Below are 19,147 nucleotides of genomic sequence, written 5' to 3' on the forward strand. Positions count from 1 at the left end.
TACCGGATTGGCTAACTTGCATTTCTTTGTCAATTCTGGTAACCGCTTCAAACATGGAAGTTTCTGTTCTTACTTTTATTATACTCAATCAATAAAATCAACACGGTTCAGCAAATTTTAATTATTTCCAATATGACAAAATTGCTTCCTGTTATATTTATCTATTTCTTTATTTCTCTATTATTCCGATCCGGTCTTCCAAAGGTATAAATAAGGTGTAAATTATTCGTCAATCATCAAAAAATCCTTTAAAGCCTAGGCTTTCACAGCATCCATTAAACACTGCCGTGGCAAATAAAAAGTACTTTAATCATAGTTTTGTTTCTCCTTGTTTTGCCCCGGAATGCCATGTTTTGCAAGGAATTTCGGGAATTTGTGAAATGTGTGTATTGGCTGACATCTTGGCAAAATAGGGCAAGATGGAGCAAGTTGTTGTGGGCTGTTAGTAGTAAAGTTGGTAGTAAAACGGGATTTGGTTACTACTAAGCAATTTCTATCTTTCCTTTAATCACATCCGGCGAATGCTTTGATGTCATTTCATAATCAATACTCTCTGGAACATCATGAAAAATAAGAACAGACGGAAATGCCATTCGGGTATTGTGTTTTAAATAGTTAAGATGAAAAGTCCTCAAATATAGAAGCGAAAGGGCGTAAATGCATTCACATTTACACCCTCTTTTTAAATTCCAAGATACATTCTTATGATTCCTAAAATCAGCAAATGCACCGGATAGAAAAGATAATTTACTAACTTATTCTGTTTTCCACGCTCTCCATTGTAAGTAAGCGTCAGTCCAAATCCAAGCAGAGCCCACGGCTCTTTAAACATAGAGATGTAACAAAACGGAATTCCAAGTGCCCATCTCTCATGAAAAATATAACAGAAATAACCGATCAGTACCGCATGATGTTCGTAGTCCAGACTTGCATTCATTGCTACAATGCACAACACCGCTACAATGAGAAATGATACGAAATACCACAAAGCCTTCGGTAGTGACGCCATCTTTTCTTTCAGTACATCGATCACCCAGATCATAGCAAGCACAAGTGCCAGTGTAAACATAATATTGTTCCAGTTGATTTCAACAAATCTAGCCGATGTGCACATATCAAACGGAACCTCTGATATCACTCCAAATACAAGAAGTGTAACTAAATATCTCCATTTAGTGCTTGTGTGGAAATATCCTTCCACAAGAAGGAAGATAAATATCGGGAAAGCGATTCTTCCTAAAATATCAAAAAAATCACTCAATCGATTCAATGCTCCTCCATCCAGATTTGGATAGATCAATGCCTTATTCGTATGGTCAATGAACATCGATAAAAAAGCGATATATTTCAATTGCGCTCCTGAGAATATCTTGATTCGTTCTTTTATATTGTTCATAAGTTTTTCTTTTCAGACATCTTTCTTAATTCTATTCTAGTAATTTTCTGCGTGAAGCTCAAAGTAGCTCTGTGGATGCGCGCATACCGGACAGACTTCCGGGGCTTTCGTTCCAACTACAATATGTCCACAGTTGCGGCATTCCCATACCTTCACTTCGCTCTTCTCAAACACCTGCGCAGTTTCAATGTTCTTAAGAAGTGCACGATATCTCTCCTCATGGTGCTTTTCAATTTCTCCTACTGCTCTAAATTTTGCTGCAAGCTCAGGGAAACCTTCTTCCTCTGCTGTTTTAGCAAAGCCATCATACATATCTGTCCACTCATAATTTTCGCCTTCTGCCGCTGCCACCAGGTTTTCCTTTGTATCACCAATTCCTGCTAATTCCTTGAACCACATCTTAGCATGCTCTTTCTCATTGTCTGCTGTTTTTAAAAATAATGCTGACATCTGCTCGTAGCCTTCCTTTTTCGCTACGGATGCAAAATAAGTATACTTATTTCTTGCCTGTGATTCTCCTGTAAATGCCTCCTGTAAATTTTTTTCTGTCTGTGTTCCTGTGTACTTGTTAGCAGCCATCTCTTTTACCTCCGTTTTCTTTACTACTATTTCAAAATCTCATGCCATCATTTGCCGTAACGTGTCTTCTCATTTCGTATACGGTATTTCTTACAAGATCTTTTTGAATGGTATTTCTCCTACTTGTCATTCGTCCGTCTTATTAGGATTAGTTCTTAATAAGGATTATACACCACTATTATCCTGTTGCCAATAAAAATAGTAATAATTCTCATTATTATAAAAGCTACCAAACTGAGAATCTTTTACCTGAATAACTATTTTATTTTGCGTTCAAATACATATTTTGAATCTGATGATAAATCAGATCTAAAAGAATATCCAATTCTGTCAAATTTCTGAATTTCCACCGGATTTTCAATATTATTTTCCGATATGAATCTGACCATTTCACCACGAGCCATCTTGGCATAGGTACCTTTTGTTACCAATTTATCTCCGGATAACTCACAAAATACAATCGTAATATATCTGTCCTGTGGTGTCAGATACTTTTCTATACATTTTGAGTATTCTTTTGATGCAAGATTAATGATAATCCTACTGTCATCGATTACTGAGCGGTATAACAATTCTCCCCAGTACTCATACAGATTTTTTGCATCTCCAATTCCAACCTTTGCCTGCATTTCCAAACGATAAGGAGTCACACCATCCATTGGTTTTAAAATGCCATAAAACGCAGACAAGATTCTTAAATGATTTTGCAAATACTCAAACTGCTGGATTTCAAACACAGATGGTGCCATATATTGAAATGCAATCCCTTCATATGCTAAAACAGCCGGAGTAAGCCTGTTATAAAGATCTATATTTTCCAATCTGTTAAAGTTCTGCTCTGCAATCTTGTCATTACATTTCCAGATAGCTCTCAGTTCTTCTTTTGATTTGCTTTTCATCCAGTTTAATACTTCTGCTGTCTTATCAATATAGACAGGCAGTTCAATCGGTGCTAAGTTATCGGTATCTACAATCATCTTTTTTGCAGGTGATAAAATAATCTTCATTATGCCAATTCCTTAAGCATATTTTCAGGATCATCTACCGCCTTGACTTTATCATTTGCCTTTATAATGATTCCCTGCTCATCAATAAGATATGTAGTTCTCACTACACCCATAGATACTTTTCCATAATTTTTCTTTTCTTTCCAGACATCATATGCTTCAATAACTTTACGCTCCGGATCTGCTAATAGCGTAAATGCCAGTCCGTATTTTTCTTCAAATCTCTTGTGAGACGCTACAGAGTCCTTGCTTACTCCGAGAATAACAGCTCCCTTCTCAGTAAACTGTGGATAACGCTCAGAAAAACCACATGCCTGCTTCGTACATCCTGGTGTATTATCCTTTGGATAAAAATATAAGATCACTTTTTTACCTGCATAATCGCTTAATTTATGCACTTCTCCGTTCTGATCCGGCAATTCAAAATCCGGTGCTTTTATTCCTAACTCTAGCATTTACTATTCCTCCGCTTTTGTTTTTTCCACCTGTTTTCTTGTTCTTTTACTACCTGAAATCATTTTATGACCAGAATAGACTGCCATAATCATGCATATCAGAGAGCCAAATGCAAAGTATTTGTGTGCTGCTTTTAACCCTTTATATCCTGTATAAAAAGTTCCAATCATTGTGAGCAATGCTCCTACTGACCAATATTTATGTGCTTTCATGTAATTCCTCCATTTTTTCAGTGTATTCAATTCTAATTATACGCTACCATATTCCTATGTCAATTTGATAATAGAGCATTCCTATAAATTTTTTCAAAATATCATTGTCAAAACTATGTATTGTTATCCTTTAATTTTTCTTTGAAATAATTGACAAAAAGCTTGCTTTCAGGAGATTACTATTTAATCTCTTTTCCATCTATATATAGTTGAAATTTATCAGGATTATTGACAACATCATAGTCCTTTCCGTATTCTACAGGTCTATATTCGGCTGTCATTACCGATTCCCCGTCTTCAATATCCTCTTTCCATAAATAGATGTTCATATCAATGCTCGTCGCATATCCTCTGTCTGTGGAGAATTTTGTTGAATGAAAAGAATCATCCTTATACATCTACAAAAGTTTTCTTGCAAACGCTTCTCTATCCTCAATATCTTCCCTATTTGCGACCACGGTTATATTTTCATCCCGATTTACAGAAAAAGTTCCAACTACATCTGGTTCGCCTTCTTTATGACTGGATTCAAATTTTCCATAAATACTTCCTGCAGCAATTATCAAGATTGCTGTTCCTGAAATTACTGCAATTATCTTTTTCTTCATATTTTTAATTTCCTTTTAATTTTTTTACTGCGTAATTGATTACTTCTTCCGGTGTGGGCTGTCTCCTTTAAGTGTCATTTTCTTCCATTCTTCCTGTACAGCCGGGTCAGGATTATCAAATCCTGCATCTATGGCTATCTGCATTTCTCTGCGTACTTCTTCTGGTGTTGTGTTATACTTTTCTGCAATCTTCTCATATATAGTTTTCTCTCTCATTCATTTTCCTCCGATACTGTTGGCATGAAAAGTGACTTTACAACTTAAAATTGGATAAATAGGACAAAAAAAGAAGAGCTGCTTGCTCTTCCCATATAGTAGTAGTAAAATAATATGTCATGCCAGCGCAATATATTACCTAGAATATCGCTATAACAGGAAAGGGGCTGCATTGTGACAGCCCCTAATTTACTTCATCACGTTGTCTACATTCTGAGTGAACTCGTTCCCTGGTTTATTTTAGCATCGGTCTGGATTTTGTTTCATAAAGATAAATTTTGCCACAGAGCGGTCGTATGTTTTAATGTGTCCAAACAGCCAGTCGATTACATTTTTCTGTACAAGTTCACTGAACCGATCTGTTGGTCCTTCATACTCCTGAAGGTATTCATACAGTTCCTGAATTGTCTTTTTAAACTCTTCATGTTTTTCATAATGTTTTTCACGCTCTGGATAACCGGCTTTTTCCTGAAGTGCTTCTTCTTCTTTAAAATGAAAGTCAGTATACTCGTTAAGATAATCCAGAAGTTTGATCGCCTTTACCTTGCTGTCGCCATTTTGACAGGCAATTACAAAGTTCTGAATACGGTCAATCAATTCTTTGTGCTGTGTATCGATTGTTTTATTTCCTGTTACTAAATTGTCATCAAAGGTAATGTTTAAATCGTAAGTCATAATTTGACCTCCATTTCTTTTATATGTTCTCTTAGGCTCTTTTAATGTCTGGCAGTTTCGTACCTGCATTTTCTGCTTAGTCTTCTACAGGAACGAAAACATCTTTTTCTAATCCGCAGATTGGGCATGTCCAGTCATCTGGAATATCCTCAAATGCAGTTTCTGGAGCGATACCGGCGTCTGGATCTCCTACTGCCGGATCATAAATATATCCACATGGTTCACATTCATATTTTTTCATAGTCATTTTCCCTTTTCAATGTCGATTTATTTTTGTTATCAAATTCCTAGCAATTTTTCTAACACTTTGTTTCTTGTATATCTGTATTATACATGATAATTATTCTTTTGTCAATAATAGTAATTAATATTGTTATTTTTATTTAGCATAAACTGATATTTGAATTGCACATTTACATATTGTATATATCATATATATCATGGGAATAGTTGAATAAAAAAATGAACTCTATTTATTAAAGACAGAGTTGCTGGAAAGTATTTCTCTCCAACAACTTTCTTCGTCTTTAAGTCCTTGAAACACAATACTGTCCAATCAGATTCATCCAAAAAGAACAGGATGAACTACTCGAAGAGACACAGCTTATTTCCGAAATGGTCCAAGCCGCCATCATGGAAAATTCTACGGTTGCCTTAGACCAGACCGAATACCAGAAGCGCTACGACAGTCTTTCGGCAAAATTCGACAAATCAAAAGCAAGGCTCGAACAGCTCATGGCCGACCTGCAACAGATGCAACTACAAAGAGCTGAATACGAATCCTTCCTCAAGACATTCAAGCAGCTGCAGGACTCTTTGGAAGAGTTCAGCATCGACAGCTGGAACAGCCTTGTCGAATATGCCACCATCTACAGTGCCGACGATATTCGTTTCACCTTCAAGAATGGTCAGGAAATCAAGGCATAAATGTACAGCCCCACTACTAGATTTCACTCCGGTAGTAAGGCTGTTTTTTTATGCTGCAGCTTCGAATATACGTTTCTGTGCTTTGAGATAATTCTGTAGATTAAGAATGGTATTATCAGAAGAGCGCAACTCGTCATCTGTTAGCTCAACTGCATTTTCACTGGCAGGTTTAATAGTATACTCATAAATACGATTAACCAGAACATTTAATTCTTCCGTTGTCAGTTCAATCTTAATCTTCTCATAGTTCTTGTTCTGCTTAAGCTCATCCAATGCATCCATCAGACGGTTGATGGACTTCATACTCAATTCTCCACTTCGAATATCGTTGATGTAGTCTCGTAATGCTGCATGATACTTCTTCACCACTTCTGGCTCTCTGTTTTTTATCTTATGGTACACCACGCCACCGGCTGTAATAGTGCCAGCAACCACTGTACCAATAATCAGTCCCTTTTTATTGTTCTTTGCAAATTGTAGAACTTTAGCTCCAACATTCTGCGCCTGTGCAGCCTGTTCCAATTTCACTGGTTTAAGGTGCTTCACAATCTGTCCTTTGTTTGGACCCATTGCAACTCTTACAACGCCTCCAATTCTGCGGTATTCTCCTGTTGCTAACTTGGTCATGATATCCAGCGGAATATCGAATGCTTCTGTAACTACTGCCATATATCCAGCCTCCTTAAAATTTTACTTCATAATAGGGATTGTAAATTTTGCGAAGGTTATTAATCGTTTTCTTCCACCAAGGCAACATCCACATCCTCAGAATCGAAAGCTCCCATTGGATATTCTCTCTTCCAACCAGAAATGCGAATAATCTTTCCACAGTCTGGACACTCATAACTTTGCTCGCTATCAAAAAACTGCCGAGCGGGACAATGAAGCTGAAACGACATCTTCTCGATTCCTTTGAACGACCTGTCATCGTATTTATAGTTCATATAATTCCACACTCTTTCTGCAAGTGATGAAGGTACTGCATAGCAACAAAATATCTTAGGATGCTACACATGCAGATTCTTATGCATCTCTTCCTTAAATTCTCTCCCCTTAAATAAAATCACGCCCACTAAGAACAAAAAGCAGATCAGCGCTCCGAACATACTCACCATCGGCTTCTTAACAATTCCGCATAAAAGCAGGATTACCGGAAGGATCAACCCATAGCCGGCGGCCATGATTTCGTAAATGAGATACTCCCTCACCGGACTTTTCTGCACCTTGGCAATTACAAACATGCCTGCCAGAGTCGCTACACTTAAGATGGGCAATGCCAGATCTGCCGACCAGCCGTGCCACCCGGTAAAACCATCCCAGATAAAGCAGATAATCGAACCGATCAAAAGCTGCCACATTACATTTTTCAGCAGGTTATACCTTTTGAAGAATCCAATCGAAGAGGCAATCCACATTGTTGCCACACCACCGGCAGTAAACCAAGTCCAACGGATGCGTGGATGAAAGTTCAGATCCGTAACTACCATAGCTGCAGCAAGTACCAGACACAGAAAACTATAGACTTTATAGACTTTCATCTCCTGTTCACTTGGCATCTGGGGCTTTGGAAATTCCGGTTCGACTTTTTCTGCTGTTATTCCCTGCTCTTTTAGCAGACGATAGAAATTTCGCTCGATATTCACGGTATCGTATCTGGATGTAAAAGCGAAGGATAACTTATCTTCAAACGAGCACAGACACAGTTCCAGCTTCGGCGTATTGGTAAACACACCAAAGCGTTCAATATAAGGCACATAACTATCCGGCATACGGACGGCACTCATGTTAGAAAATATTGCCGTTGTATTTTTCTCAGAAAATTTTGCTCCTGCGTGGATACAGAGATTTTTCAGTTCCAATGGAGCAAGTCTCAGGATCGGATGCAGCTCCAGTGCAAGCAGATCGTTGATATGGGCAGACATTTTTTCCTTTGTCAGTTGTTCTTCGAAAAAATCTTTGGTATATCCAAGCACCTCCTCAAAGCTTCTGTCCCGCTTTGAAAAGTCATATCCCGGTTCTATCCAGTTGAAGAAATTCAACATGGATGTGGACGGAAAAAACTTTCGCAGATTTACCGGCACCATCAAAACTATCGGTTTTTTCTCCTGCATCTTTGACATTTCTTCATGGATTGCCTTGAGAAAGACAGCTGTCAGAAAGACCGTCATGGATACCCCCAGTTCTCTGCTTCGCTTTAACACTTCCTTTACGGAAACCACACTTTCATGAACATGGAGATGGTTCCCATCCTTCTTTTTTCTTCGGATCTGGAAGGCACGTGTTTTCTTTTCCTTCGGCCGTTTCTGATCTTTGGAATAATACTTCAGAAAACTGTCTGATTCCTGGTCCTGAACAGTCATATCTTCCGGCAACATGGAAACCGGCTCAAGCCCCTCTTTCTGATGTGCCAGATACAGATAATTACTCACCAGTTCCTTCAGAAACTCCGTTGCACCGGTACCATCTGTCAGCACATGAAACACTTCAAAATTAATTCGTTTTTTATAATAAGTCACCTCAAAAAGAAGTGTCTTCTTATCTTTTACATAAAGCCTGCTGCAAGGCTCTTTATACTCTTCCTTTACGACCGGATGCAGGTTACATGGCTCCAGATAATGCCAGAATAATCCTTTTCTCAGTACCATAAGAAACATGGGAAATGTCTCCACAGTCTGATCCAGTGCCTCCTGCAAAAGTTCCTTCCGGACTTCTTCTTTTAATTCGCAATAAAACCGGAATACTCTGGTATCCCTTTTGTTACTGGCTGCGGAATACAGCTTTGCCGCATTGTCCAGCCTTCTCCAACGTGCTTTTTTCTGATTCACAATGCTTCTCCCTTCAAAAACGCATTGATATAAGTGAAACTTTCCTGCACATACAGATGCTTGATTCCCAGTGCAAAATAGCCATGTAGTGCACCTTTGATACGATGGATCTGTACATGATTTCCTGCTTCCTTCAAACGTTTTCCGTATGCCTCTCCTTCATCCCGAAGAGGATCAAACTCAGAAGTAAGTATCAGGGTATCCGGCTGATGACTCACATCTTTTGCCAGATAAGGGGCAAAATACGGATTTTGTTTATCCTCTTCATTTTTCGCATACAGGTCAATATAATCCTGCATTTTTCCTGCTGTCAGAAGATAATCCGTTCCATTTTCCTTAACGGAGGGAAATGGGGATTTTTCCGTATAATCATTATAAGTGGCCGGATAAATCAGAATCTGTCTTTTCGGCATGAATTCTCCCCGGTCTCTTGCCATCAAAGACAGTGCTGCGCAAAGATTTCCTCCTGCACTGTCGCCGATCAGAGTGATATTTTCCGGTTTTACATTTAGCACAAATTTCCCGGTATACAGTGCTTTCGCAACCACATAACAGTCCTCCAGACCGGATGGAAATTTATCCTCCGGCGCCAGTCTGTATTCTACCGCTGCCACATACTGTCCTGTTGCATCTGCAAGCCGTGCGCAGATTCTTTCATAATTATCGATACTCTCCGTTACCCAGCCACCACCGTGGATAAACAAAAGCAGCTTCTTATCTCTGCTGTCACTGGTTTTGTCATTACTTTCCTGAAAGCACTTTTCATTAGGGAAAAAGATACGAACCGGTACTGCATGACTTCCATTATATATTTTTTCGTCTATCTTCTTGTAAAATATCTTCATCGGATCCAGACGCTTCAGGTCTGCCATATGGCGAAATGCATCCACTTCTACACCATCAAAAGATAAGGCTTTTAATATACGTTTTGCTGCCTGATTGATCACTCTTTATTTATCTCCTTTATAATTTCGCATCAGCTACCTGGAATTCTTATAATTTTTATATCTGATGCATTATTCTTGAACACTTGGTAACTGTGAATATACTGAACTGTTACCAAATCACATATGTATTATACCACCGATTTCCAATTATTAATATTGCTGTTTTATCCTTAATCTTCGTTTTATAACCGTATTATCATCCATTTCTTTTATTTCCACATACATTCCTGTAGCGAAGTCCTGAATCCGTATCACAAACAATTCACAATTTAAAATGATAAATCTAATGACTATCCGTGAAAAAAATGGTATATTGTTAACGGTAATATTTTTAAGCACGAAAGGAGCTTTTCCTTGAACACGCAAGCATCATATTTACATAAATTGAGATACTTTTTCTATATCCTAATGGCCGCGATCTTCGGCTGGTTTTTATTCATGGAATTGTTTGGTGCAGATGAGCAGAGTGCAAACCGCACTTCAACAGCCGCACTTTATTCCGGTACCTTTGTATGGGAAAAGGCAGATGGGACTTCCGAAGAAATTAAAGTGCCGGGAAGGTACCGGGTTCCGGCGGGAGAGACTATGGTTCTCACCACAACACTGCCGGATAATTATGATGAGACAGCATTTGCTATTCGTTCTTCTCTCCAGGATGTAAAGTTTTATATAGGAGGAGAACTCAGAGCCGAATACTCCACCAAAGAAACCCGATTGGTTGGGAAGAATTCCGCCAGCAGATTTGTTTTTTGCCCTACTTCCTATAAGGATGCAGGAAAAGAACTTCGTCTGGAACTGACGACTTATACATCAAACTATTCCGGGGTAGTTAATTCCATCTATTGTGGAGATCAGTCAGCCATCTGGCAGATTATCTTCCATCAATATGCACCTACCACTTTTATCGGTTTCTTTGTTCTTTTTTCCGGAATGACTATTATTTTATTCAGCATGATCCTTGGTTTTCTCTATCATATTGACTTTGATATGGAATACCTTGGCTGGTGCATGACCATGGGTGCTGTCTGGCTGCTGGGAGAATCCAAATTGAGGCAGATTCTCATTCCCAATGCTTCGGCGCTTAGCTCCTTATGTTTTGTCATGATCATTCTGTGTCCGATTCCTCTTTTGCTTTATGCAGACAGCATACAAAATGGCCGGCACAGACGTATGTATCTGATCGCAGGCGGAATTGTTCTGGCTAATTTTGCAATCAGTTCTGTTTTGTATAGCACAGGTATGAAAGACTACATTGAGATGCTGCCATTGGGCCAGATTATCCTCGCTGCCGTCTTTGTCATGGTATATGTCCATCTCTTTCAGTATCTGCATAAGAGCAAATACCACACGGACCGGTTACTGCTGGTGGGATTGCTGCTCATCATGGTTTGTGTGACTATTGAATCTGCCTCTGTATATTTTGTCACCTCGGTGTCCGGTATCTTTACCGGTATCGGCATGATCATTCTATTATTTGTAAATGTAGTCCGTACGGTTCGTGGAATCCAGCATATGGAAGATATGCGTCAGCAACAGGAACTGGAAAGAAAGCAAAAGCAGACAGAGGATATGACCTTGCAAATGATGCGCACCCTGGCTGCAACCATTGAGGGAAAGGATCGAAATAACTGCGGACATTCCATCCGTGTCGCCGAATATGCAGCATTGATCGGTAAACGACTTGGTTTGTCTTCTGAAGAAATAGAAAATCTGAAGGATTGTGCCTACCTGCACGACATCGGCGCCATCGGCATCCCGGATCAGATTTTAAGCAAACCGGGAAGACTCAGCGAAGAGGAATATGCCCTCATGAAACAGCATACCCTCATAGGTGCCCATATTTTAAAAGATATTACACTGGTTCCTCACCTGGTTGAAGTAACAAAAAGTCATCACGAACGCTATGATGGAACCGGCTATCCGGAAGGTCTTTCCGGAGCAGCTATTCCTCTCTATGCACGAATCGTCGCCGTGGCAGACAGTTTTAATGCCATGCATTCCAGAAGGATCTATCGAAATGCTCTGTCTGAGGATCAGATTCGAAAAGAATTTTCGGAAAGTGCCGGCAAACAGTTTGATCCTCGAATCTCTGCTATTCTTCTGGACTTAATGGACGAAGGGCATCTGGAGGATGTTACAAGCAAATACAAAGAAATGGAAAACTCTCTGTACATGGATTCCAATCACACGATCAATAAGTTTATATCCGATGTGTTTACTACCATCAAAAGTCAGGAAGATATCACCAGCTACGATTTCCTTACCGGTCTTCCATTGCGTACTCTTGGTGAAAAACAAATCGCCTGTGCCGTTCAGGATCACAATGGATGTCTTGCGTTTGTGGATATGGATAACCTGAAGAAAATTAATGATGTGCATGGACACAAGGCTGGTGACCGCGCTCTGATGACTCTGGGCAAACTTCTGGCACGCTTTGCATCAAATGGATATGCCTGTCGCCTTGGTGGTGATGAATTCTTGCTTTTCTTTCCTGACATCACCCATGAGGAAGCTTCAGAGCATATGACACAACTGTTCCATCAATTCCATGTTCTCACCAGAGATGATGCGGAGATTCAATACGCCTCCCTGTCTGCAGGCCTGTATATGTGTTCCGGCAATGAACCATTCCCTGATTGCAGTTCAAAAGCCGACAATGCTTTATATTATGCCAAGCAAAATGGAAAAAATCAGTTTTCCTTCTATCAGCCTCAGATCGACCATCTGTCCACCAGTGTATCCGGAGCCGGCAATAATCTGACTCAGATTGCAAAATCTCTTCAGGACAGTGGCAGCTATATGGGTGCTTTGAATCTGGATTACCGTGATTTTGCAAGACAGTATTCCTATATTCATCAACTGGTCATCCGAAACCATTGCAGATGTTACCTGATCATGCTCACCATGGAATCCACCGGTGAAACCTCGCCAAGCATCGAAAAAGCTGAACAGGCTTTATTACAAATGGAAGAAATCATTCGTAAGAGTATTCGAAAAATCGATATCTACACTCGTTACAGTTCCATGCAATACCTGATTCTTCTGTTCCAGCCTCTGGAATCCGCGATCCCGAATATTATGGATCGGATTTTTATGCAGTATGAATCTTTTGATTGCAGTAAGGAATTTCGTCCAATTTATGATTATCAGGCTATGTCCGAGGAAGAACATAAAAAATATTAATTACTGTTTTTCCTCATGAAACCTTATATTTTGATTTTCACAGACAAAAAGGCGACGGGTTTTGTACAATCACAAAATCCGCCGTCTTTTCATTTACATGAGCAATAAGTCAAGTCCGTGCTTGCTCTAGACCTTGGTGCCTGACAGGATATTTGCTACTGAATAGTTACTCCGATCTTACGAATCAGGGTTCCGTTTGCTCCAAGTATGTCACCATCAAATTTCCGTGCAAAAAGGATTTCGCCTTCTCCTTTTACTCTTACATTTTCATTAGACGCATTTAATAATACTTCTATTTTATTTCCTTCTTCGTCGATTTTTACATATTCCACACATCGTCCGTTTTCATAGGTATTTGGAAAATGAAAATGTGGGCTTCTGCAGGTTTTCTCATTCCGTCTAAGCATGATCAAACGATTGATCGTCCCGATCCTCTCCTGGTTCTCATCACTCTCGATTTCGCTCCACGGCATGCACCTTCTGCAATCCGGATCATGAGCGCCCTCCATAGCAATCTCCGTCCCGTAATAAATACATGGACTTCCGGGAAGTGTAAAAAGAATTGCCAGCTGCTGGTAAAAAATATCCAGATTATGAAGCCGGTTTATCAGACGCTCTGTATCATGAGAATCCAGAAGATTGAACAATACATTGTTATTTTGCTGCATATACATCGTATAACAACGATTTACCATGTATTCAAATTCTTCTTTTTTCATGGTCTGATCCAGGAAAAAATCATGGATTCCACTTAACAGGGGATAGTTCATTACAGAATCATATTCATCACCCAGCAGCCACTGACTTGCATCATGCCATATTTCTCCAAGCAAATAGATATCTGGTTTTATCTTTTTCAGATGCTCCCTTATCCGTTTTAAAAATCGATGGGATACTTCATTACCCACATCAAACCGGATTCCGTCTATATCATAATCCCGAATCCAGTCTTCGCAGATCTTGCAGAAATATTGAATCACTTCTTCATTATTAGTATTCAGCTTTGGCATCCCATCGGAAAATGCGAAAGAATAAAAACGTCTGTCTCTGGTATCCGCTCTCTTTCCGATCTGCTCCCAGTTTTCAACCATGAACCAATCCGCATAGCGGGAATTCTTTCCATTTTTCAGTACATCCATCCAGGGAGCAAATTTTCTTCCACAGTGGTTGAATACGGCATCCACCATGATTCGAATCCCTTTTTCGTGTGCCTCTTTACAGAGTACTTTCATGGTATCTCCATCGCCAAAAGACGGATCAATTTTCGTATAATCTGTTGTATCATATTTGTGGTTTGACTCGGCTTCCATGATAGGATTCAAATAAATACCGGTAATTCCAAGTTTTTCCAGATAGGATAATTTCTGACGAATCCCTTCCAGATTTCCCCCAAATTTTTCCTCATTGGTCACCCTGCCCTGATTTCGCCATGGCAGAATGTCTTCTCCGTTTTTTTCCGGAGTTCCATTACAGAATCGATCCGGAAAGATCTGATACCAGATCGTATCGTTCACCCATGAAGGTGTACGGTTTATATCTGCCGGATTCATCCACGGTACAACAAAACACTGCAACATACGACCGTCCATCTTAAGCTGATCTTCCGTCAGAAAACCATCTTCAAAGTAATACCAGACTTCTTTTTCTGTATGAAGTTCAAAATAATATTTGCATCGCTTATACACAGGCAAAAGTGTTGTTGTCCACCAGATTTGGTGGGACAGACGTTTTTTGTATACAATCTCTTCCCTTTTTCCTGTCCACTTCTCATTTCCTCCCAGGATTCCTGCATCGAAGGGATCGCCATAATGAATAAAAATTTTCTTTACATCATATCCGGTCTTGATATTTACAACAAGCTGGTTCTCGTCCAATGCATAACTCATCTGTTCTGATGTCTTATGATATACGCCGGCAAATTCCATCTGATTTTCCTCCAAATTATTTAACAAACTAAATTTTTAGATATTTGTTTCGAATTGTTTCGATGTCTTTACTATAATTCTTTTTCTTTTCAGCGTCAATCTTTTTTGTTATTCCCATACTATTTTATGCATTTTATATAATTATCCACTTGTATTTTTATTAATTATTGACCCTCCGATTTTGTAGCAAAACTTTACTAAATTATTTCCACTGTTCCATTGATTTTTACAATCATATTCTATATAATGATATTGTGGGCGAAAGGTATTTTGACCCCTTTGATACCGGATTGTTCCGTACTTCGTACTCTCACAATCCTCATCATATAACGAAGGTAGAATAACTCTTTTTTACACAGAAGGACATTTAATCATGACCACGATCCAGGATATTGCTGATAAAATGGGGATTTCCAAAAGTGCTGTATCAAAGGCTCTGAATAATGCCCCTGACATCAGCGAAAATTTGCGAAAACAAGTTTTAGAAACTGCCGTCGCACTTGGTTATACAAAGTTACGGCGTTATCGAAATTCTGTCAGAAAAATATGTGTCTTAATAGAAAAAGATAATATACAGTATGAAGAACCTTATCATTTTGCATATGATATCATTATGGGATTCCGGCAGCTGGCGGAGCCACAGGGATTTGATGTTGTGATCGAACCTGTTGATATCCAGATACAACGCAACCAGCCTTATGATGTTTATATGCTGGAACATGATTATGTGGGGTCTTTTGTGATCGGTTTTTCTCTTGCCGATCCATGGCTTAAGGATTTTGAAAACAGTTGTACTCCAACTGTACTTTATGATAACTATATTACAGGCAACCCTTCCACTGCCTATGTGGGTATTGATAATGACGAGGGGATGGAACTGGCGGTATCCCATCTTGTCAGGCAGGGGCACCAAAAAATTGCATATCTGAGCAATTCTCTTGGTTCTCAGATTATCCAGATCCGATACTCTGCTTTCTTCCGTTCTATGCGCAAACACGGACTGAAAGCTTCTTATGACAATGCTGGTTGTTCCTGTTTTCTTTCCGAATGTATGGAAAAACATCTTCCAAACTTTTTAAAAAGTGGAATGACTGCCATTATCTGCAGCCAGGACACCATTGCCAGTGCTGCTCTGGTTCAGTGTCAACAGCTCGGATATCGGGTTCCTGAAGATGTCAGTATCGTAGGCTTTGATGATCTGCCAATAGCTGCTTATACATCACCGCCCCTTACCACCATCCGTCAGGATCGAACCGAACTTGGTAAAAGTGGATTTTTTGCATTGTCCAGCCTTCTCAATCATGTTTCCATCAGCACATTCCTTTTGCATGCGCAGCTGATTGAAAGAAAATCCACCGCACGTATTTCTGAGAAACAATAGACATCAGCTCTTTGCATTGCATATCAAAATTGGTCCGGTGGACCAATTTTGATATGTGTTCTCTGTTTTCAACCGTTAGTCTGTTACATGGATATTAAAGAAATGGACAATAGGGCCAAGGCCACACACCGCGATCACAATTGCTTACATTTTTATAACTTTTTCAAAGATTTTCTGAACTTTCTTGTCTTTTCTATATATATCACTTATAATAAATACAAAGAAAGACTTGCTAACCACCCATTATTTCAATGCTTTTGTTGCTATAGATAAAACCTAACTGTTCGGCAGGCATCTTCACAGTTAGGTTTTATCTATAGCAACAAAAAACCCGGAAATCATTTCCGACTTCCGGGTTAGTAGCAGTTCGTAGGGGAATCGAACCCCTGTTTCCGCCGTGAGAGGGCGGCGTCTTAACCGCTTGACCAACGAACCTTGCATGATTATAATACTACACCTTTTTGGAAAATGCAAGTGTTTTTTTCAAAAAATTTTAATTTTTTTATTTTTCTATATTTTCATGAAAAAGGAGGAATTCGTTATGAAAAAGAAAACCTTACTTGCCCCGTCACTCTTTTTGAGTGGCATCCTGCTTTTCTCCGGTTGCGGAAGTTCTGCAACCACCTCTGCGGTCCACCAGAATAAATCTGCAGACTCCTGGGCTGTCGAAGCCAGCGAACCCCTGGACGACTCCGGCTTCTCCTATGACGGCGAAGCGGATATGATGGACGATACCGCCACAGCTGAAACTGCCGGTTCATCTTCTGACTCTTCCGGTTCTGATGCTGCGACCGATGCTGCTGAGGCAACCCACGACCAGAGCACCCGGAAACTGATCCGCACCGTCTCGATGGATATCGCCACCGAAGATCTTGACACCCTCCGAACGAAACTGGACAACTCCATCACCTCCTGCGGTGGCTATATCGAATCCTCCACCCTGGATACTCCACAGAACGGCTACAGCAGACGCTCCTACTACGTCACTGCCCGGATCCCTTCCGACAACCTGGATAGTTTCCTGGAAACTGCCGGAGCTCTGGGCACCGTCACCAACAAAAATATCGAAACCGAAGACATCACCCTCCGATACGTCGATCAGAAAGCCTACCTGGATTCGCTCCGGACCGAATACGACCGTGTCAGTGAACTTCTCGAACAGGCCACTGAACTGGATCAGATCCTGGCCCTCGAATCCAAACTCTCCGACCTCCGCTACCAGATCAACAGCTACGAAACCCAGCTTCGAACCTACGATAACCTGGTAGACTATAGCACTGTCTACTTCTACATCACCGAAGTAGCCTACGAACAGTCCACCTCCAACACCATAGGCAGCCGCATCAGCAACGGCTTTCGAAACAGCCTCTACGAAGTCCGCGATTTCTTCGTAGACCTCTTCGTAGCCATCATCGCCAACCTCCCAATCCTGGTTGTCCTAGCTGCCATCCTTATCGTGATCATCCTGCTGATCCGCAAACTGCTCCGCAGACATAGAGCCAAAAAAGAGAACATCACTCCTCCAACTGCTCAGCCCCCGGTTGTTCCAACAGACATAGCTACAAACGCGGATGCAAAAGCAACGACAGAAGCCGAAAAACAAGACAAGTAATTCCTGACTCTGCTAATCTTCAACTTCACCCCTATAAAAAGCCAGCGGCGTTCCCTCACCGAACACCGCTGGCTTTCTTTTTATATATGCTCTTAGTTTTTTCCTTATCTTATCATATCATGTATTATATAACAGACATTTTCTATCCGGATGCCGAAAAATATCTCCCTCTGTTTTTTCTCTCCCGCCTTAAACGCACAGCGACAGGCACCTGTTCCATGGGGTGTGGACAACACTTTGTGGGCGCTTAGGGCAAGCTTTGAAATCCGACACTTACGGAGACTTTCGCGAGGGTCAGCCGACCCTCGTGAATATAGTCGCAGTTAGTGGCTAGTTCAAAGTTGCCCTGCCCACGTTGTCCACACCCCATGGAACAGGTGCCTGCAGCGTCCGTCTAACCAAACAAAAAAACAGGCAATCCTTACTTTTCTTCATCCGCCCCTTCGCTGGTAAGTCTCAGCACAGCCCGGATTTCCTCCTCATCCATATCCAGATAAGCCGCCAGCTCCTCCACACTGAACTTCTGCTCCTCATCATCCGACAACTCCCGGATCGCAGCCTCCAGCTTTCGAACCTTCTCAACCATCGACTCATCCCGATACTTCTGCTCCGTCTGCTCCTTCACCCAGGATTCCATACCGTCAAGCAGCCTCTGCTCCATCCAGCCCGCCTTACCTTCCTCCGGCATCTCTTCCGCCAGCGCCAGCAATAGACTCATATTCCCTTCCTGAATCAGGTCACCAATATAAATCCCCTGTCTCCACAGCTTTCTCGCATACTGCAAGATCTCCTTCAGATACAACTGTGCCAGACGCTCCTGCACACCGGCAACATCTGTCACTGCCTGTAAAAGCAGAGCCTCCCGCTCCCCTTCCTTTTCCGAAGGGAACTGCCGGAGCATCTCCTCATACTCCTTCAGACACTGCTCATCCTCTGCTTCCAGAATCACAGGCTTCTTCTCTTCCTCCTGTTCTTCCTGCGGATCCAGTGCCTTTCCGATATCCATAGGGGCAAGATCTGCCCCCTGGATACGGATTCCCTGGATACGAAGATATTCATACAGACTCTGCAACTGCTGCGGAGATAACTGATTCAGCCCAAAGATCTCAAGAATCTGCTCGTTATTCAGATTCTTCTCCTGCTTTGCTGCCAGTTCCATCAGCTGCTCCAGTTTTTCCTGAAATTCTCTCATATCCAT

At 40.8% G+C, this 19,147-nt stretch carries 20 protein-coding genes, 1 tRNA gene and 1 pseudogene; 4 read left to right on the forward strand and 18 right to left on the reverse strand.

Annotated elements, in window-relative coordinates:
- Positions 1-682 precede the first annotated feature (682 nt).
- The 11 genes and pseudogenes from ETP43_RS09905 to rd form a co-directional block, all read right to left on the reverse strand.
- The gene (locus ETP43_RS09905; RefSeq protein WP_117526128.1) at positions 683-1,396 is read right to left on the reverse strand and encodes a TraX family protein; all 714 of its coding nucleotides are present in this window, start codon (positions 1,394-1,396) and stop codon (positions 683-685) included.
- Between the two features lie 36 nt (positions 1,397-1,432).
- Positions 1,433-1,975, reverse strand: a complete 543-nt coding sequence (rbr, locus tag ETP43_RS09910) for a rubrerythrin (protein ID WP_129257932.1) — start codon at positions 1,973-1,975, stop codon at positions 1,433-1,435.
- Between the two features lie 34 nt (positions 1,976-2,009).
- A pseudogene (locus tag ETP43_RS18475) lies at positions 2,010-2,105 on the reverse strand (Fur family transcriptional regulator); the annotation flags it as partial.
- Positions 2,106-2,232: 127 nt separating this feature from the next.
- Entirely contained in the window at positions 2,233-2,982 is a 750-nt protein-coding gene (gene yaaA, locus ETP43_RS09920) for a peroxide stress protein YaaA (protein WP_129257933.1), read from the reverse strand.
- Positions 2,982-3,437: a thioredoxin-dependent thiol peroxidase gene (gene bcp / locus ETP43_RS09925; protein WP_129257934.1), complete on the reverse strand. Its 456-nt coding sequence runs from the start codon at positions 3,435-3,437 to the stop codon at positions 2,982-2,984. The genes yaaA and bcp overlap by 1 nt, the downstream gene beginning before the upstream one ends.
- Positions 3,438-3,440: 3 nt before the next feature.
- Entirely contained in the window at positions 3,441-3,650 is a 210-nt protein-coding gene (locus ETP43_RS09930; protein WP_129257935.1) for a DUF6219 family protein, read from the reverse strand.
- A 179-nt stretch (positions 3,651-3,829) separates the two neighbouring features.
- Positions 3,830-4,048, reverse strand: a complete 219-nt coding sequence (locus ETP43_RS09935; RefSeq protein ID WP_129257936.1) for a hypothetical protein — start codon at positions 4,046-4,048, stop codon at positions 3,830-3,832.
- Entirely contained in the window at positions 4,049-4,258 is a 210-nt protein-coding gene (locus tag ETP43_RS09940) for a hypothetical protein (RefSeq protein WP_129257937.1), read from the reverse strand.
- 39 nt (positions 4,259-4,297) lie between these two features.
- The gene (locus tag ETP43_RS09945; RefSeq protein WP_243000325.1) at positions 4,298-4,474 is read right to left on the reverse strand and encodes a sporulation initiation factor Spo0A C-terminal domain-containing protein; all 177 of its coding nucleotides are present in this window, start codon (positions 4,472-4,474) and stop codon (positions 4,298-4,300) included.
- A gap of 240 nt (positions 4,475-4,714) precedes the next feature.
- Positions 4,715-5,149 (reverse strand): bacteriohemerythrin, encoded by a 435-nt coding sequence (locus ETP43_RS09950; RefSeq protein ID WP_019161195.1) that lies wholly within the window; start codon positions 5,147-5,149, stop codon positions 4,715-4,717.
- Positions 5,150-5,225: 76 nt separating this feature from the next.
- The gene (rd, locus tag ETP43_RS09955; RefSeq protein ID WP_129257938.1) at positions 5,226-5,390 is read right to left on the reverse strand and encodes a rubredoxin; all 165 of its coding nucleotides are present in this window, start codon (positions 5,388-5,390) and stop codon (positions 5,226-5,228) included.
- 392 nt (positions 5,391-5,782) lie between these two features.
- Between rd and ETP43_RS09960 the strand changes: the two genes are divergently transcribed.
- Positions 5,783-6,076, forward strand: a complete 294-nt coding sequence (locus tag ETP43_RS09960; RefSeq protein ID WP_129257939.1) for a hypothetical protein — start codon at positions 5,783-5,785, stop codon at positions 6,074-6,076.
- Positions 6,077-6,124: 48 nt separating this feature from the next.
- Here the strand turns inward: ETP43_RS09960 and ETP43_RS09965 are convergent, their stop codons facing one another.
- The 4 genes from ETP43_RS09965 to ETP43_RS09980 form a co-directional block, all read right to left on the reverse strand.
- Positions 6,125-6,745, reverse strand: coding sequence for a hypothetical protein (locus ETP43_RS09965; protein ID WP_129257940.1), 621 nt, complete (start codon positions 6,743-6,745; stop codon positions 6,125-6,127).
- 59 nt (positions 6,746-6,804) lie between these two features.
- Positions 6,805-7,020 (reverse strand): hypothetical protein, encoded by a 216-nt coding sequence (locus ETP43_RS09970; protein WP_129257941.1) that lies wholly within the window; start codon positions 7,018-7,020, stop codon positions 6,805-6,807.
- A gap of 63 nt (positions 7,021-7,083) precedes the next feature.
- Positions 7,084-8,904, reverse strand: a complete 1,821-nt coding sequence (locus ETP43_RS09975; protein WP_129257942.1) for a DUF6320 domain-containing protein — start codon at positions 8,902-8,904, stop codon at positions 7,084-7,086.
- On the reverse strand, positions 8,898-9,848 hold the full coding sequence (locus ETP43_RS09980; protein WP_129257943.1) for an alpha/beta hydrolase: 951 nt from the start codon (positions 9,846-9,848) through the stop codon (positions 8,898-8,900). Before ETP43_RS09980 ends, ETP43_RS09975 begins: the two co-directional genes overlap by 7 nt.
- A gap of 408 nt (positions 9,849-10,256) precedes the next feature.
- Between ETP43_RS09980 and ETP43_RS09985 the strand changes: the two genes are divergently transcribed.
- The gene (locus tag ETP43_RS09985) at positions 10,257-13,031 is read left to right on the forward strand and encodes an HD domain-containing phosphohydrolase (protein ID WP_129257944.1); all 2,775 of its coding nucleotides are present in this window, start codon (positions 10,257-10,259) and stop codon (positions 13,029-13,031) included.
- Positions 13,032-13,186: 155 nt separating this feature from the next.
- On the opposite strand, the gene ETP43_RS09990 is transcribed toward ETP43_RS09985, so the two are convergent.
- The gene (locus ETP43_RS09990; protein ID WP_129257945.1) at positions 13,187-14,956 is read right to left on the reverse strand and encodes a glycoside hydrolase family 13 protein; all 1,770 of its coding nucleotides are present in this window, start codon (positions 14,954-14,956) and stop codon (positions 13,187-13,189) included.
- Positions 14,957-15,329: 373 nt separating this feature from the next.
- On the opposite strand from ETP43_RS09990, the gene ETP43_RS09995 reads away from it, so the two are divergent.
- Complete coding sequence (locus ETP43_RS09995; protein ID WP_106492336.1) at positions 15,330-16,337, forward strand: LacI family DNA-binding transcriptional regulator; 1,008 nt, start codon at positions 15,330-15,332, stop codon at positions 16,335-16,337.
- Positions 16,338-16,700: 363 nt separating this feature from the next.
- On the opposite strand, the gene ETP43_RS10000 is transcribed toward ETP43_RS09995, so the two are convergent.
- Positions 16,701-16,772 (reverse strand) — tRNA-Glu (locus ETP43_RS10000).
- 106 nt (positions 16,773-16,878) lie between these two features.
- Between ETP43_RS10000 and ETP43_RS10005 the strand changes: the two genes are divergently transcribed.
- Positions 16,879-17,949, forward strand: a complete 1,071-nt coding sequence (locus ETP43_RS10005) for a DUF4349 domain-containing protein (RefSeq protein ID WP_164979683.1) — start codon at positions 16,879-16,881, stop codon at positions 17,947-17,949.
- A gap of 421 nt (positions 17,950-18,370) precedes the next feature.
- On the opposite strand, the gene ETP43_RS10010 is transcribed toward ETP43_RS10005, so the two are convergent.
- A complete protein-coding gene (locus ETP43_RS10010; RefSeq protein ID WP_207668921.1) occupies positions 18,371-19,141 on the reverse strand; it encodes a sigma-70 domain-containing protein in 771 nt (256 codons plus the stop codon).
- Positions 19,142-19,147 lie beyond the last annotated feature (6 nt).

This window comes from Blautia faecicola (assembly GCF_004123145.1).
Taxonomy (GTDB): Bacteria; Bacillota; Clostridia; order Lachnospirales; family Lachnospiraceae; genus Oliverpabstia; species Oliverpabstia faecicola.